Raw genomic sequence first — 15140 nt, forward strand, 5'->3', positions numbered from 1 at the left:
TGGTTTACTCGCTTTCCGCTTTGTAGCCGTCGGTGAACTGCTGCACTGCCGCGACGGCGCTGTCGTAGTCGTAGTTGCGATACGTGTACGCGCCCTTCACCACGAAAGGGGCACCCGCGTAGAACATCTCGTACTGCTGGTGTCGTCCGGCGAATTCGGAGCCGATGATGTCCCAGGCCAGCTTGAAGAGCTTGACGCGCTCCTCGGACGGCACACCGGGGGACTGGACGTAGTGTTCGATGTCCCGGGACGTCAACGGGCTGGTGAGGTCCTTGACGCTCGACGGGAGTTGCAGCACACCGCCGCCGACGAGGTCGCGCAGGATCGCGATCACCCGCGGGTAGATCTCCGACTGCAGACCCATCGACCCATACAGGGCCTGCCTGCCCGGCAACCACATTCCGGCCGAATCCGGCTCGGCGGTGTACTCGGCGGCCAGCACCGCGGAACGGACTCCGCTGACGAGTGCGGCGAGCTCGCCGAGCTTCTCCTGAACGCTGGGGATCTTGTCCACCCCGTTGACCTGGGTGACCCGACGCGCAACGCCGGCAATGAATTCGAGCTTCGTCGCGAAGCGAATCTGCGCCTGCCAGTTGCCGAGAACGTGGGCGCCCGTCTCGAAGAACTGACGGCGGACACCGGTGGTGTCGCGGTCGACGAACACTCGGTCCCACGGCACGAGGACGTCGTCGAAGACGAGGAGCGAATCGGGCTCGTCGTAGCGGCAGGTCAGTGGGTAGTCGAACGAGCTCGTCGCGGCCGGGATGTACGGGCGGCGGACGTACTGCTTGAGACCGGGGGCGTTGGTCGGGACCACGAACCCGACGGCGAAGTCCTTGTCGTCCGGGCCGAGCGGCTTGATGCACGAGACGAAGATTTCGTCGGCGATCGCTCCGCCGGTGGCGAGCATCTGCGAACCACGGATGACCAGACCCTCGGGGGTCTCCTCGACGACGCCGGCCTGCAGGTACTCGCCCTCCCAGCCCGACGCCGTCGTCGCGCGTGAGACCTGTGGCGGGATGATCGCGTACGAGACGTAGAGGTTCTCGTCGAGCAGGCGCCGGTACAACTCGGACACGTTCGCCCCGAAGTCGTGCCCACCCTCGGCCGCGAACACCTCGGGATGCGCGGCGAACGCGGCAAGGAACGTTCCCACATGATCGGGGCTACGACCGATCCATCCGTGCGTGTGCTTCGCCCACCGCTCGATCGCCTCCCGCCGCTGCGCGAGCTCCTCCCGCGACCGTGGAATCGAGAACACCCGGTTGGCCGCGTTCCCGGTTTCGGGTGCGACGTACTGCATGCCGTTGGCCTCGTCCGCGGCCAGATCGAACATCTCGGCAATCGTCCGGGTCACGGGAGCGAAAGCCGGATGGGTGGTGACGTCGTCGATCTTCTCCCCGTCGACGAGCACTACTCGCCCGTCGTTCAGGGAGGCCAGGTAGTCGGCTCCGGTGCGCATGTCAGTGTCCTTCGGTGGTGTAGGAGTGGGTCAGGGCTCGGCCGTCGGGCAGGGTGAGTTCGAGGTCCCACCGGTGGCCGGGGGTGAAGTTGCCGTCGAGCAGCGGCAGGGTGCCTGCGAAGCAGAGCAGGTCCTCGCCGGTGTCGCCGAGCCGGTCGGCGAAGATCTGCAGAAGGTTGTGCGGTGTACGGAGATTGGCCAGGGTGCCGTCCTGATACAGGACCCCGTCGACCCACGATCGGGCCCGGCACGCGTCCCAGTCGAACGACGCCCAGTCCTCGATCTCGACGACGGCCGGGCCTACCGGCTTCGGGCACGCCCGCTTCGAATCGCCGATGTCGACGGTCTCGAGTTGGCGGTCGGTGTGGTCGGAGCCGACACCGAGGTAGTACCGCCCGCCGTGCCTCAGGATCACGGGCTCGACCTCGCCCGAGGTGTGCGCGCCGGTGACAGGGGCCTGCGTCGCGGTCGTGATCGTCGCGATCTCGACGGGGTAGAACATCGGCACCTGTGCCGGCGGTGCGACTCCGATGGCGGCGAGTTCGTCGATGTGATGTTGCACCGCTGCTTCGTCCCGGCCGGTGTACCCGGCGACCAGGGTTCGGCCGCCGCCGAATCGCAGGATCTCGGAGGAATCGAGGGTTTCGAAGGTGAGCACCTCCGTGGTGGCGCCGGTCATGAAAGGACCTTTCTGCGGTTGAGGAAGCTGTAGTCGCCGAGCCGGTCCTTCAGGACCGGGAACTCGGCGCGGGTGCGGTCGACCACGGTGGGGTCGATCTCGGCGATGGTGATGCCCTCGGACGAATCCGCCTCGGCGATCACCGTCCCCCACGGGTCGACGATCCGGCTGTGCCCGCCGAGTTCGACCGAATTGTGTGTGCCGGTGGCGTTGCAGGCGATCACGAAGACCTGGTTGTCGACGGCGCGGGCCGAGGTCAGCAGCCGCCAGTGCTCCTTGCGGGCTTTCGGCCACGCGGCGGGCACGATGACGAGTTGCGCTCCGGCGGCGACCAATTCGGTCCACAATCCGGGGAACCGCAGGTCGTAGCAGGTGGTGGCGGCGATCGGGCCGAACGGCGTGTCGGTGGTGTGGATCTGCGTCCCCGGCTGCAGGAGCTGCGCTTCGAGGGAGTCGTATCCGAACACGTGAACTTTGCTGTAGTGGTGGTGGATCTGTCCGTCCGGGCCGATCAGGACTGCGGTGTTGCGCAGCCTGCCCTCTTCGCCCTGTTCGACGATGCTGCCGGCGTGGATGTAGCACTGCCGTTCGACGGCGACGGCCGCCAGAACCTGGACGGTACCGCCGTCGAGGGTTTCCGCGGCTGTGGAGTAGTCGTCGAAGTGGTTGTATCCGACGCGCCACAGCTCGGGCAGAACGATCAGGTCGACTCGTTCGTCGAGTCCGGTCAGGAGGTTGCGTACGCGCTCGAGTCGATGCGCGGGGGTCTCGGAATCGGGGCTGGCCAGTTGAGCCAGGGCTATCTTCATGGGTTTCCTTCGTGCCGTTAGATGTTCGGCCGTTTCATTGACTGCAGGGTGGTGTCGAGGTGTTCCCGCACCGCCTGTACCGCGGCGTGGGGATCGCCTGCCGCGATCGCGTCGGCGATGGCGCGGTGCTCGACGAGGACCTGCTTCTTACGGGTTTCGTCGGCCATCACGATGCGGATTCCCATCCGCATCTGACGGTCCCGCAGTGAGCTGTAGAAGTTGTTCATCAGAGGGTTGCCGGCCGCGCGGATGATGGCCGTGTGGAATTCGAGGTCGTGCGCGATGAAGTCGACCGGGTCGGTGTCGTTCTCCTGGAGGTCCAGGAGAATGCGGAGCCGGTCCGGTACCAGGCCCGGCTGGGGTGCCACTTCGGTGACCGACCATTCCTCGACCACCCGGCGGGCCTGCATGATGGCTTCGACGTCGCTGTCGGACAAGGCCGGGATGAAGGCGCCCTTGTGGGGCACTCGCCGGATGAAGCCTTCGGCCTCGAGGCGTAACAGCGCCTCGCGCACGGGGGTTCGGGAAATTCCGGAGGAGGCGGCGACCTGCGCTTCGGACAGAAACATCTCCTCGTCGCGGGGCAGGGTGACGATGGTGTTCTTCAGCCACTCGTAGGCCAGCTCCGGCGCCGTTGCTCCGGTGGTCTTCGATGTCGTCATGGCTTGCCCCTTCGAGGAGAGTCAGTAGTGGACGGACGCCGGCGTTTCCGGTGTCCGGGAGATGGCCTCGTCGCCCACGGCCGCGAGATCCACGGACTGCGTTTCCCGCGCGAGGAGTGAGGCGATCAGGGAGATGACTCCCATGGCTGCGAGATAGGCACCGATGGCGTATCCGGTGCCGAACCGGGTGTAGAGCGCGATCGCGATGATCGGGGCCAGCGAGCCGGCCAGGACGGACGCGAGGTTGTAGGCCAGCGACACCCCGGAGTACCGGACCTCGGTGGGAAACAGTTCGGAGAAGAACGCGCCGATCACGGCGCTGTAGGCCGCGAAGATCAGCAGTCCCACCGACACCGCGAGGGTGATCGCCGCCGGATTCTTCGTGTCCAGCAGCGCGAAGAACACGAACGCCCACACGATGGTGGCGGCGGACGCGCCGATGTAGATCGGTCGCCGGCCGATCCGGTCGGCGAGCACGGCGAACATCGGGATCGTCACCAGGGCGACGACCATGCCGATCATGACGGCGTTCAATCCGGTGCTGCGCTCGAGTTCGAGGATCTGGGTGATGTAGGTGATGACGAACAGCGAGAAGATGTAGAAGCCGGCGTTCTCGCCGAAGCGGGTGAAGGCCGCGAGGAGGATCTGGCGCCAGTGTCCCCGGACGGCCGCGGCGAGCGGCATGCCCTTCTTCTCGGCGGTCGCGGTTTCCCGGGACTGCTCGAACAGCGGGGTCTCCGCGACGTACAGCCGCAGCACCAGACCGATGATCACCAGCAGGGCCGACAACCCGAAGGCGATCCGCCAACCCCAGGACAGGAACGCGTCCTCCGACAGCGTCGAACCGAGGACGGCGAGCACCCCGGCCGCCAGCAGGTTGCCCAGCGGCGGACCGAGATTCGGCCAGGCGGACCAGAACGCCCGTCTCTTCGAATCGCCGTGTTCGGAGACCAGCAGGACTGCGCCACCCCATTCGCCACCGAGGGCGAAGCCCTGCACCAGCCGCAGAAGCACCAGGATCAACGGTGCGGCGACGCCGATGGACGCGTAGGTGGGCAGGAAGGCGATGAGGAAGGTCGACACTCCCATGAGCATCAGGCTGGCGATCAGGGTGGCCCGCCGGCCCTTGACGTCCCCGTAGTGCCCGAGTACTGCGGCACCGAGGGGACGCGCCACGAAGCCGACCGCGTAGGTGGCGAATGCGAGCATGGTTCCCACCAGGGGATCCTCGGTGGGGAAGAACAGCTTGTTGAACACCAGCGCCGCCGCTGTTCCGTACAGGAAGAAGTCGTACCACTCGACTGCGGTACCGGCGAGGCTCGAACCTGCAATGACGGGCAGGCTGGTGTGGGGTCTGCGATTGATAGATTTGTTGTTGGCGGTTGCCATAGTCGACTCCTAGGTCGAATCGTCGCTACGTGACGAGCTGCACGTCCTTGCGCCTACCTCCAAGTAGGCGACTCGAACGGTCGCGCAGATGGTGCTGCCTGGGCTCGGTGGCTGCTCCAACAGCTGCCGAGCCCGCTTTTTTTTCTTGCCTCATCCGACTGTGAAGCCGATCACGAAAAGGCCGTACACCAGTTGTATACGACCGGTCTACGATTCGCAAGAGGGCGGCTGAACTCTCCGTTTCCGCCCCGCGACCGGGCAACTCTTGACGCCGGCCCGAGCACGGCCTAGCTTAATCGAATCATATTCGATTAATTGAAGGAGGTGCCGTGGACGCCGAACTGCTCGTCGCTGGAGGCGCGGTGCGCACCGGTGATCCCGACCGGCCGGTCACCGACGCGCTCGCCGTGGCCGGCGGCCGCGTGGTCGCGCTGGGGGAGCGGGCTCATGCCATGCAGTCGAGCCGCACCGAACTGATCGACCTGCGTGGGGGCGCGTTGTTGCCGTCGTTCGGCGACGGGCACGTCCACCCGCTGATGGGCGGGCTCGGATTGCGCGGTGCCTCGATCCGCGACTGCGGAAGCATCGACGAGGTCCTGCGCGAGGTGCGCCGGTGGGCGGACGAGAATCCCGGAGCCGGTTGCGTATTCGGGGACGGGGTTTCACCGACGCTCGCCGAGGGCGGGCGCTTCGAGGCCCGGTGGCTCGACAGTGTGGTGCCGGACCGGTCGGTGGTCCTGCGCACGATGGACCATCACACCGCGTGGGTCAACAGTGCGGCGCTGCGGTGTGCCGGACTGACTCGGGACACCCCGGACCCGGCAGGCGGAGAGATCGTGCGAACCGCCGACGGTGAGCTGCTCGGCACTCTGCGTGAATGGGGTGCGATCAATCCGGTTCTCGCACTGGTGCCGGAGGTGACCCTCGACGACCGGGTCGATGCGCTGGCGACGGTGTCGAAGATGCTTGCCGCCGCGGGCATCACGTGGGTGCAGGACGCGTGGACCGAACTCGACGACGTCGAGGTCTGGCTGACCGCCGCGGACCGCGGGCGACTGTCGACCCGTGCCAACCTCGCGTTTCGTGCCACCCCGGAGAGCTGGGAGGCCGACCGGGAGGCGTTCGCCCTGACGCGGCGGAAGGTCGAGGAACGGGGCGGCGACGCGGTCAGGGCGGGAACGGTCAAGTTCTTCGCCGACGGGGTGATCGAGGCCGGCACGGCAGCGCTTCTGGCGCCCTACACGGACTGTCCGCACTCCCACGGCATCAGCAACTGGACGACGGCCGAACTGTCTCGGGCTGCGGCCGAAGTCGACCGGCTGGGTTTCCAGATCCACATCCATGCCATCGGCGACGCCGGTGTCCGCATGGCGCTCGACGCGATCGAGCACGTCGACCGCAGCAACGGTCCGCGTGATCGGCGTGCCACGATCGCGCATCTCCAGTTGGTCGACGGTGACGACCTCGACCGATTCACGTCCCTCGGGGCGGTCGCCAACTTCCAGCCGCTGTGGGCCCAACTCGACGCCCTGATGACGGAATTGACGATTCCGCGGATCGGGGACGAGCGGGGCGCGCAGCAATACCGCATCGGAACCCTCACCGAGCGAGGTGCTCGCGTGGCCTTCGGCAGTGACTGGCCCATCACCGCCTACGAGCCGATCAAGGGAATTGCCACCGCGATCCACCGCCAGACGCCGTCCGGAATACCGACGGAAGGATGGCTGCCGCGGGAACGCGTCGGCCTCGAACGGGCCCTCGCCGCATATTCGGCGGGAGTCGCCTATCAGGGTTTCGAGGAGGACCTGTGGGGCTGTCTCCGGCCGGGAATGCGGGCCGACATGATCCAGCTGCCGGTCGACCCCTACGACCTGTCGTCCACGCAGGCGCTCAGCGAGCTTGCCGTGACCCGAACCTGGCTGGGCGGCGTGCAGGTTCACTGAGTCCCGGCGCTACCGCTGCACCGCGCCGCATTCCTGGAGAAGGTTGTGGAAGCCCGCCAGCAGAGCCGCCAGGCCGAGCTCGAACGCCTGCTCGGCCCTCTCCGGGCCGCGGGGTGCGGCGGCGAGCGCCCGGGTCAGGGCATCGTCGGTCGTCGTCGGATCCGCTTCGATCATGACCTCCGGCGCGGCCGCGTCCAGGGCGGCCCCCAGGAGAAAATTCTCGGCGGCGGTGATGACGGCCATGATGTGGTCGTCCGGGAACCCGGCGTCGCGCAGTCCGGCCGCCGCCGAGTGGTACACCGACAGCGAGCCGGGATCGCGCACCGTCTCGGTGGCCAGGAGGCGGATGGCGGTGGGGTGCCTGCTGAACGCTGCCCGATACGACCGGGCCCACTCGGAGAAGGCTTCGTCCCAGGGCAGGCGCTCGAAGGCCGATCCGTCGATTTCCCGGACGACGCGGTGGCGAACCAGTTCGACGACGGCCGCGCGGCCTTTGGCATGGTGATAGATCGACGACACCTGCACGTTCAGGTGCCGGGCGAGATCCGGCATTCTGAAGTCGCCGTCACGATCGACCAGTTCGAGCGCCGCCTCCGCGATGCGTTCGCGGTCCAGGCGTGCGACGCGAGGTCTGCCCATCGGTGCACCCACCTCTCCAATCGAAATTCATTCGATTATGCCCTTGTGGCGCCGGTCACAACGTTCTAGTCTAATCGAAACACATTCGATTAGTTCCTCGTCGCGTATCCGCGCTCCCGGGTTTCCCCGCCGCTGCGCCCGTGCCCTGACTGGAGAAGTTCCTCATGAAGAAATCCGCACCCGGACCCGCCTCCGGCACGCAGCTGGAGGGTGGCGCCCTCGGTACCTCCGGCATCGTGTTCTTCGTCGTGGCGGCTGCCGCGCCGTTGCTGGTGATGGCGGGGGTGGCTCCCCTGGCCCTGAACGTCGCGGGCATCGGGGCTCCCGGCGGGTACATCCTGGCCGGACTCGCGCTGGGCGTGTTTGCGATCGGCTTCACTGCGATGAGCAAGTACATCCACAACGCGGGGGCCTTCTACTCGTACATCTCGATCGGACTCGGCCCCCGATGGGGCCTCGCGGCCGCGGTACTCGCCCTCGTCTCCTACAACGCCCTCGAGATCGGGATCTTCGGCGCCCTGGGGTATTTCACCCAGTCCACCATGGCGGATCTGGTCGGGCTGGACCTTCCGTGGGGACTGTGGTCGCTGATCGGCGTCGGACTCGTCTGGTTCCTGGGGTCGCGATCGGTCCATGTCGGCGCACGGTTCCTGATCCTGCTGCTCACCGCCGAGACGGGGATCCTCGTCCTGCTCGCGGCCGCCGTGATTCTCCGGGGCGGCGCCGAGGGTCTCGGTGTCGATTCGTTCGCACCCGCCCACGTCTTCAGCCCCGGCCTGGGTGGGGTGCTGACCCTGGCGTTCGCCGCGTTCATCGGGTTCGAAGCGACCGCCCTGTATCGGGAGGAAGCGAAAGATCCCGCACGGACGATCCCCCGGGCGACCTACCTGGCGGTCGCATTCCTCGGCCTCTTCTACGCCTTCATGGTGTGGATCATCATCCAGGCCTACGGCCCGGATCAGGCGCTCGCGCTCGCGGCCTCGGATCCCGCCGCCATGTACTTCGACGCCATCGAGAACTACGTGGGTGGCTGGGCGAGCACACTCATGGAACTGTTGATCATCACGAGCATCCTCGCCAGCCTGCTCGCGTTCCACAACGCGATCACCCGCTACGCCTACGCGTTGTCGCGCGAGCACGTACTGCCCCGTTTCCTCGGCAGACTGCACCCGGTCTACAAGTCGCCGTACGTGGCGAGCGCCGTGCAGAGTCTGCTTGCGATGGTCGTGATCGTCGGATTCGCGGTAGCCGGCGCCGACCCCTACCTTCAGCTCCTGCTCTGGGTGAATTCGCCCGGTGTCGTCGGCATCGTCGTACTCCAGGCCATGGCAGCCGCAGCCGTTCTCGCTTTCTTCTGGCACGACCGCCGCGGGCATTCGGTCTGGAGGGTGCGCGTAGCGCCCGCCGCCGCCCTCGCCATGTTGAGCTGCGCGACGTGGTTGATCGTGGCCAAGATGGGCTTGCTCACGGCCGCAGGACCCGCCGTGAACACCGTCCTCGTCGCCGTCACACCGGTAAGCCTGGCGATCGGGCTGGTGCCCGGTGCGCGACTCGCGCGGCGCGATCCCGACCTCTTCGCGCAGCTGGGCACCACCGACGTGGACGCCGAACTGTCGGCCCCGCCCGAACAAATGAGCAACAGCCCGATCCAGCCCGGCAAGGCCACCTAGCCGTGCCTGCGCAGAAATCGGATCCGATGGAGGTGGACGTCCGGCGATACCGTCGGTGGCGCGATCGACGCCGAGAAGCCGAACGCCATCGCGCCCGACAGCCGAGACCGGGCAAAGAGGTCGACGACCTCCTCGACTTCGCCCGGGCCTGGGCGCCATTCGGCGGTCCCCCGGAGGAGGAGACCCTCGTCAACTTCGGAATGTGCCCGCGTCGATTCACCGAACGGCTCTGGCAGGTCATCGGCGAATTCGGCTGCGGGCGAGCCGACGAGACCGAACTGAAAAGCGCCTATCCGCAGCACGAATAGCGACGGTGCGGGCCCGTCGGGATCGTCGTCGATAATGGTCGCATGCGGTCGCGGAGGAAGATCTTGGACGCCACGCTCGACTTGATCGCGAGTGACGGCTTCGAGGGGGTCACCATCGCGGCGGCGGCGCAGGGTGCGGGCGTCACGCGACAGACCGTGTACTCCATCTTCGGGTCGCGGGAAGAGCTGGTGTCGCAGGCGATCGCCGGTCTCGCCGTCGAGGTGCTGGGCGGGATCCACTCCCGATCGAACGCCACCGACACCACGTGCGAGTACGTCGTCGAACTCATCGTCGCGGGCCGGGCCGCCGTGCGCGCGCATCCGGTGCTGGCTACCCTGCTCCAGGCGGAACGGGGCAACCCTGTCTTCGACACGGGCATGATGTCCCGCGCGAAACCCGTAGCGCGCGAACTGCTCGCGACACTCGTCGAGCGCGACCCCGGCGTGGAGTCGAGCCTGGACGACATCGTGGAGATCGCACTTCGGCTGGCGCTGTCGGTCGTCCTCTTCGACGACGACGCCGTTCACACCGACGACGACCTGCGCCGGTTCCTCACCCGCTGGCTCTTGCCCGCGATGCCATCCAGCTCGTAACGGCAGTCACAGTAACTTCTTGACACATCTGACTCAGAGTGTCTAGTTTGAGCTCGCTAAAAGAAATGCTCCACGCTGATCTTTCGACATCTCGCCGAGTGAGTCCGTCTGTGATCTGGGGGAAAGCTGTGTCTGCATTCAATCGCCGCTCCTTTCTGGCCGGGGCCGCTGCCGCGGGAGTTGCGTTGGCGAGTCCGCGCATCGCGCAGGCCGGGACCGGACTCGCGGGCCGCCGGACGACCGTGCCTCTCACCCGCGAAGATCACCGGGTCATCGTCGTCGGGTCGGGGTTCGGCGGCGGCGTCGCGGCCCTTCGGCTCGCGGAGGCCGGGGTGCCCGTTCTGGTGCTCGAGCGTGGAATGCGCTGGCCCACGGGGCCGGACGCGGAGACCTTCCCCCGCGCGACCGCCCCGGACAAGCGCATCCTCTGGTACCGGTCCAGTCCGCAACTGTTCGGTGAGCCGGTGGCGCTGGAGCCGTACACCGGTCTGCTCGAGGCGGTGCCCGGCGACAACATGACCGCACTGTGCGCGGCAGGCGTCGGCGGTGGTTCCCTCGTCTACCAAGGGATGACGTTGCAACCGGCCGAGGCCGTCTTCGACACGCACCTGCCCGAAGCACTCGACTGGGCCACCATGGACCGAGTTCACTACCCGCGGGTCGCGCAGATGTTGCGGCTCGCCGTCGCCCCCGACGAGTTGATCGACAGCCCGAATTACCAGGCCGCGAAGGTGTTTGCGCAGAACGTGCAGCGAGCGGGACTGCCCGTGTCGAAGATCCCGATGCCGATCGACTGGAACTTCGCGCTCGACGAACTCCGCGGCCGCATGAAACCCTCGTACACCAACGGCGACGGCGCCCTCGGGGTCAACAACGGCGGCAAGCACTCGGTCGACGTCACCTACATCGCTGCCGCGGAAGCGACCGGCCGGGTGACGGTGGAAACCCTGCACCAGGTCACCGATGTCGAACGCGCCCCGGACGGTCGCTGGACCGTGTACGTCGACCGGATCGATACGTCCGGCAACGTGCTCGAGAACAAGATCCTCACCACGAATGCCCTGGTGATGGCCGCCGGCAGCCTCGGCACCACCAAGTTGCTGGTGCGCGCGGCGGCGACGGGCCGGATCCCGGATCTGCCGGACGGACTCGGAACCGGTTGGGGAACCAACGCCGACCGAATCTATGTCTGGACGAGCCTCGAAGAAGAGTTCAGTGCTCCGCAGGGTGGCCCGGTCGTCTACGGCAGTTTGAACTGGGACGACCCCGCCACCGCCGTCACGGTCATCCAGGCGTCGATGCCACCACTGTCCTTCGACGCCCGCAGCACCATGCTCGTCGGATACGGAGTCAGCGACGGCCGTGGGAGTTTCGTGTACGACTCGGCCACCGACGACGCGGTACTGCGCTGGCCGAAGGACGGCGACGCCGTCATCCAGAACGGCCGCATCGATCCGATGGTGCGGAAGATCGCCGGGCCGGGAAGCCTACTCACGGACACCAACGCGCTGTTCCCCTCCACCTGGCATCCGCTCGGTGGGGCGTCGATGGGCTCGGTGTGCGACCTCGAAGGCCGGGTGCTCGGCCAGCGCGGACTGTATGTGCTCGACGGCGCACTGATGCCCGGCAACACCGCGGCCTGCAACCCGTCGATGACCATCGCCGCTGTCGCCGAACGCGCCCTGGACCACCTGGTCGCCCGCGACGTCGGAACGGTGATCTGACTCCTCGATACGACCGGAACCCGTTCCGTAACGAATCGTCGCCGGAATCGGACGTATCCGGGGAATCAGCACAAGGGGAGGAGTTCACGTGAGGCGAACAGTGCGAAGAACGATTATCGGTGTGCTCGCGGTGAGTGCGTGGATCGGGTGCTCCGTCCCGGCGTCTGCCGAACCACCACACTTCGACGGCATGACGACCCTCCAAGTCCCTGGAACGATTGTCGGCTGGCCGTTGACCCGCGGGGGCGCGTTCTACAACCCCGTCGTCCACCACGGACACGGCCAGATCTATCCGACCCCGGATGGTTACGGATACGAGTTCCAGTGGATCAATCTCTCGACTGGAGCGTCCGGGTTCATCACCGACCAGAACCCCGACCGAGACGCGGTCACGACCGGCCCCGGCCAGGTAGTCGTCACCGTGACCGCGCACCTGCCGGACCTGCACGACGTGTTCGGGACTCCGAGCGTGGGCACGTTCTACGTGGAACCGTAGGCGCGAGGTCACGGCGAGAAATCATGCGACTACGTCGCACCTAGCATTCCGTGACGTTGACAGCCAATCCGCCCATCGACGTCTCCTTGTACTTCGACAGCATGTCCATGCCGGTCTGGCGCATGGTTTCGATGGCTTGGTCGAGGGACACTCGGTGCGTCCCGTCGCCGTGCATCGCGATCTTTGCGGCGTTGACCGCCTTCACGGCGGCGACCGCGTTCCGTTCGATGCAGGGAATCTGAACGAGTCCACCGACCGGGTCGCAGGTGAGACCGAGGTTGTGTTCGACCGCGATCTCGGCGGCGTTCTCGACCTGTGCCGGTGTGCCGCCGAGTAATTCGGTGAGGGCGGCGGCAGCCATGGAACAGGCGGACCCGACCTCGCCTTGGCAGCCCATCTCGGCCCCCGAGATCGACGCCCGGCCCTTGATGAGTGACGCGATGGCGCCGGATGTGAGCAGGAAACGGACGATTGCGTTGTCGCGTTCATCGCCGGTGCCGACCGTGGGGACGAACCGCAGTGCCCAGTTGAGCACTGCCGGTATCACGCCGGCGGCGCCGTTGGTGGGTGCGGTCACGACGCGTCCGCCGCCGGCATTCTCCTCGTTGACGGCCATCGCGGCGGCGCTGAGCCAGTCCATCGACACCGAGTGGTCGGTGCCGATCAGCCGTATCCGTTCGTACAGGCCGGGTGCGCGGCGTTCGACTCCCAGCCCACCGGGCAGGCGGCCGCGGGTGTGGAAGCCGTGACGGATGGACTCGCTCATCACGTTCCAGACTTCGAGCAGATATCTCTGCACGTGGTCCGGGGAGCGGGTCGCGCACTCGTTCTGCCACATCACGTCACTGATCGCGAGGCCCTCGCGAACGCAGATGTCGAGTAGTTCCTCTGCCGTGCCGAACGGCCAGGGGACCGAGGGTGTTTGGGAGCGGGGCGCGCCGTCGCGTTCGACGAACCCTCCACCCACCGAGTAGTAGGTCGCCGTGTGGGCGGGTGGTGCCGGGTCGCTGTGCGGGGTGTCCGAGTGGGCCGTGAACCGCAGGGTATTCGGATGCCGATTGCCGGCGTCGTGCAGGTGCAGCGCGATATCCGAAGTGGTGAAACGTAATTCGCAGTCCGGACTCAATCGCAGTGGAGAGCCGGCCTCGATCTCGGCGACCCGCGACCGTGCGTAGTCGGGGTCGATGGTGTCGGGCGCATTGCCCTCGAGGCCGAGGAGTACCGCCCCGAGGGTTCCGTGCCCACGGCCGGTCGCGGCGAGCGAGCCGTACAAGTCGACTTCGAGTCGGGAGACCGTGCCGAGGCCGGAGTTCTTCACCTCGTCGACGAACATCGAGCCCGCCTTCATCGGACCGACGGTGTGCGAGCTCGACGGGCCGATTCCGACCGAGAACAGGTCGAAGACGCTGGTCACCACACCTCTACTCCGCGAGATGGGCGGCGGCCCGAGCGTCGTCGTCGTGGTCGACCATCGTGGCGCCCGCGGGACGCTCGGCGGCGCGGCGCAGCAGGTGTTCGCGCGTGCCCGGATCCGACGCCACGTCGACGATCGTCCACGCGAGTGCGGTCGCCCCCGTGATGGCGCAGTCGTCGCCCGCGTCGGAACCGGCCGCTCGTTCGAACTCCACGGTGTGCGGCGGACCCGCTGCACCGTCGAGTGTGATCATCGGGTGAATGCTGGGAACGACCCGTGAGACGTTGCCCATGTCCGTCGAACCGCCCGACCCATCGTGCCTGTCCACCACGGGAAGTCCGGACAGTTCGATGTTCGCGTCCCACGACTGAGCGAGGAGCGGATCCTGGCGGATGCTGAGGTACCTGGGTTCGGTGCGCCCGTGCTCCCAGGAGCAGCCCGTTGCGATGGCAGCGCCTTCGAGGCAGGCCAGCACCCGCTGTTTGGCGTCGATCATCTCCTCCAGGTTCTGCGACCGGACTTCGATGTCGAGGCGCGAGTACCCGGGGACGATGTTCGTCACCGTGCCGGCGTCGGAGGTGATCGATGCGACGCGGATCCCGTCACGCAACTGCTGGCGCAGTAGACCGATGGCGACCTGTGCGAGGGTCGCGGCGGCACCGGCGTTGACGGCCTCGTGCGGGGCTGCCGCGGCATGGGCGGCCCGTCCGGTGAACTCCACGACGAAGCGGTCGACGCATTGCATGACGATCTGCGACGTGCGCACCTGGGTGTCGCTGTTCGACGGATGGACCATGGCCGACATCACGGCCGATTCGAACGCTCCCGCACGCATCAACGCGATCTTGCCGCCACCGTGCTCCTCGGCGGGGGTACCCAGGACCACGAGTTGCACGCCGAGATCGTCTGCGATCGGTTTCAGGGCGAGGGCCGCGCCGACGGAGATGGCGGCGATGACGTTGTGGCCGCAGGCATGTCCGATCCCCGGCAGCGCGTCGTACTCCGCGCACAATACGACGCGGAAATCGCCGCTGCCGTACACCGCCTCGAACGAGGTCTCGATGTCGTACGCGCCCCTCGTGACGTCGAATCCTGCGGATTCGAGTTCCGTGGAGATGCGTTCGCACGCGAAGTGTTCGGCGAAGGCGAGCTCCGGCTGTGCGTGGATGTCGCGGCTGAGCGCGATGATTCGTTCACGCTGCTCGGTGATGGTGTGCGCGGCCGATTTCTTCAGGAGCCGGTTCGTTTCGGATGCGGTGGTGATGTCGTCGACTCGCGTCATCGGTGATCGACCTTCCAGTCGTCGTGGGTGTTCTGCTGTGTCATCGCGTTCGCGAACGGGGTTCGGCGT

At 66.9% G+C, this 15140-nt stretch carries 14 protein-coding genes; 6 read left to right on the forward strand and 8 right to left on the reverse strand.

Translation table 11 applies throughout. From position 1 onward, the window contains the following. Positions 1–4 precede the first annotated feature (4 nt). Genes AZG88_RS05625 through AZG88_RS05645 form a run of 5 tightly spaced genes read right to left on the reverse strand, consistent with a single transcriptional unit; the run spans position 5 to position 5001 of the window. Positions 5–1462: a pyrrole-2-carboxylate monooxygenase subunit gene (locus AZG88_RS05625; RefSeq protein ID WP_005237832.1), complete on the reverse strand. Its 1458-nt coding sequence runs from the start codon at positions 1460–1462 to the stop codon at positions 5–7. A gap of 1 nt (position 1463) precedes the next feature. Next, the gene (locus tag AZG88_RS05630) at positions 1464–2141 is read right to left on the reverse strand and encodes a DUF2848 domain-containing protein (RefSeq protein ID WP_061697154.1); all 678 of its coding nucleotides are present in this window, start codon (positions 2139–2141) and stop codon (positions 1464–1466) included. Further along, a complete protein-coding gene (locus AZG88_RS05635) occupies positions 2138–2950 on the reverse strand; it encodes a carbon-nitrogen family hydrolase (RefSeq protein WP_061697155.1) in 813 nt (270 codons plus the stop codon). The genes AZG88_RS05630 and AZG88_RS05635 overlap by 4 nt, the downstream gene beginning before the upstream one ends. 17 nt (positions 2951–2967) lie before the next feature. Beyond that, positions 2968–3612 carry a GntR family transcriptional regulator gene (locus AZG88_RS05640; protein ID WP_005237829.1) on the reverse strand — a complete coding sequence of 215 codons (645 nt, stop codon included), beginning with the start codon at positions 3610–3612 and terminating at the stop codon, positions 2968–2970. A gap of 21 nt (positions 3613–3633) precedes the next feature. Next, entirely contained in the window at positions 3634–5001 is a 1368-nt protein-coding gene (locus AZG88_RS05645; protein ID WP_061697156.1) for an MFS transporter, read from the reverse strand. 329 nt (positions 5002–5330) lie between these two features. On the opposite strand from AZG88_RS05645, the gene AZG88_RS05650 reads away from it, so the two are divergent. Next, positions 5331–6944: an amidohydrolase gene (locus AZG88_RS05650; RefSeq protein WP_061697157.1), complete on the forward strand. Its 1614-nt coding sequence runs from the start codon at positions 5331–5333 to the stop codon at positions 6942–6944. A 9-nt stretch (positions 6945–6953) separates the two neighbouring features. Here the strand turns inward: AZG88_RS05650 and AZG88_RS05655 are convergent, their stop codons facing one another. Further along, entirely contained in the window at positions 6954–7583 is a 630-nt protein-coding gene (locus tag AZG88_RS05655) for a TetR/AcrR family transcriptional regulator (protein WP_061042090.1), read from the reverse strand. A gap of 164 nt (positions 7584–7747) precedes the next feature. Between AZG88_RS05655 and AZG88_RS05660 the strand changes: the two genes are divergently transcribed. From AZG88_RS05660 to AZG88_RS05680, 5 genes are all read left to right on the forward strand, one after another. Continuing rightward, a complete protein-coding gene (locus AZG88_RS05660) occupies positions 7748–9253 on the forward strand; it encodes an APC family permease (protein ID WP_061697158.1) in 1506 nt (501 codons plus the stop codon). Positions 9254–9255: 2 nt separating this feature from the next. Continuing rightward, positions 9256–9561: a hypothetical protein gene (locus AZG88_RS05665; protein ID WP_061697159.1), complete on the forward strand. Its 306-nt coding sequence runs from the start codon at positions 9256–9258 to the stop codon at positions 9559–9561. Positions 9562–9603: 42 nt separating this feature from the next. Then, positions 9604–10155: a TetR/AcrR family transcriptional regulator gene (locus AZG88_RS05670; protein ID WP_061697160.1), complete on the forward strand. Its 552-nt coding sequence runs from the start codon at positions 9604–9606 to the stop codon at positions 10153–10155. A 128-nt stretch (positions 10156–10283) separates the two neighbouring features. Then, positions 10284–11879, forward strand: a complete 1596-nt coding sequence (locus AZG88_RS05675) for a GMC oxidoreductase (RefSeq protein WP_061697161.1) — start codon at positions 10284–10286, stop codon at positions 11877–11879. Positions 11880–12069: 190 nt separating this feature from the next. Then, a complete protein-coding gene (locus tag AZG88_RS05680) occupies positions 12070–12375 on the forward strand; it encodes a hypothetical protein (RefSeq protein WP_143767426.1) in 306 nt (101 codons plus the stop codon). A gap of 40 nt (positions 12376–12415) precedes the next feature. Here the strand turns inward: AZG88_RS05680 and AZG88_RS05685 are convergent, their stop codons facing one another. Then, a complete protein-coding gene (locus AZG88_RS05685) occupies positions 12416–13792 on the reverse strand; it encodes an L-serine ammonia-lyase (RefSeq protein WP_061697163.1) in 1377 nt (458 codons plus the stop codon). A gap of 4 nt (positions 13793–13796) precedes the next feature. Beyond that, positions 13797–15071 carry an amidohydrolase gene (locus tag AZG88_RS05690; protein ID WP_061697164.1) on the reverse strand — a complete coding sequence of 425 codons (1275 nt, stop codon included), beginning with the start codon at positions 15069–15071 and terminating at the stop codon, positions 13797–13799. Positions 15072–15140 lie beyond the last annotated feature (69 nt).

Origin of the sequence: Rhodococcus sp. LB1 (assembly GCF_001583455.1) — a bacterium.
Lineage (GTDB): Bacteria > Actinomycetota > Actinomycetes > Mycobacteriales > Mycobacteriaceae > Rhodococcus_F > Rhodococcus_F opacus.

Coding starts and splice junctions, on each gene's coding strand:
- AZG88_RS05625 (WP_005237832.1), bottom strand. CDS start 1,462: ATGCGCACCGGAGCCGACTACCTGGCCTCCCTGAACGACGGGCGAGTA.
- AZG88_RS05645 (WP_061697156.1), bottom strand. CDS start 5,001: ATGGCAACCGCCAACAACAAATCTATCAATCGCAGACCCCACACCAGC.
- AZG88_RS05630 (WP_061697154.1), bottom strand. CDS start 2,141: ATGACCGGCGCCACCACGGAGGTGCTCACCTTCGAAACCCTCGATTCC.
- AZG88_RS05635 (WP_061697155.1), bottom strand. CDS start 2,950: ATGAAGATAGCCCTGGCTCAACTGGCCAGCCCCGATTCCGAGACCCCC.
- AZG88_RS05640 (WP_005237829.1), bottom strand. CDS start 3,612: ATGACGACATCGAAGACCACCGGAGCAACGGCGCCGGAGCTGGCCTAC.
- AZG88_RS05680 (WP_143767426.1), top strand. CDS start 12,070: ATGACGACCCTCCAAGTCCCTGGAACGATTGTCGGCTGGCCGTTGACC.
- AZG88_RS05660 (WP_061697158.1), top strand. CDS start 7,748: ATGAAGAAATCCGCACCCGGACCCGCCTCCGGCACGCAGCTGGAGGGT.
- AZG88_RS05655 (WP_061042090.1), bottom strand. CDS start 7,583: ATGGGCAGACCTCGCGTCGCACGCCTGGACCGCGAACGCATCGCGGAG.
- AZG88_RS05670 (WP_061697160.1), top strand. CDS start 9,604: ATGCGGTCGCGGAGGAAGATCTTGGACGCCACGCTCGACTTGATCGCG.
- AZG88_RS05690 (WP_061697164.1), bottom strand. CDS start 15,071: ATGACGCGAGTCGACGACATCACCACCGCATCCGAAACGAACCGGCTC.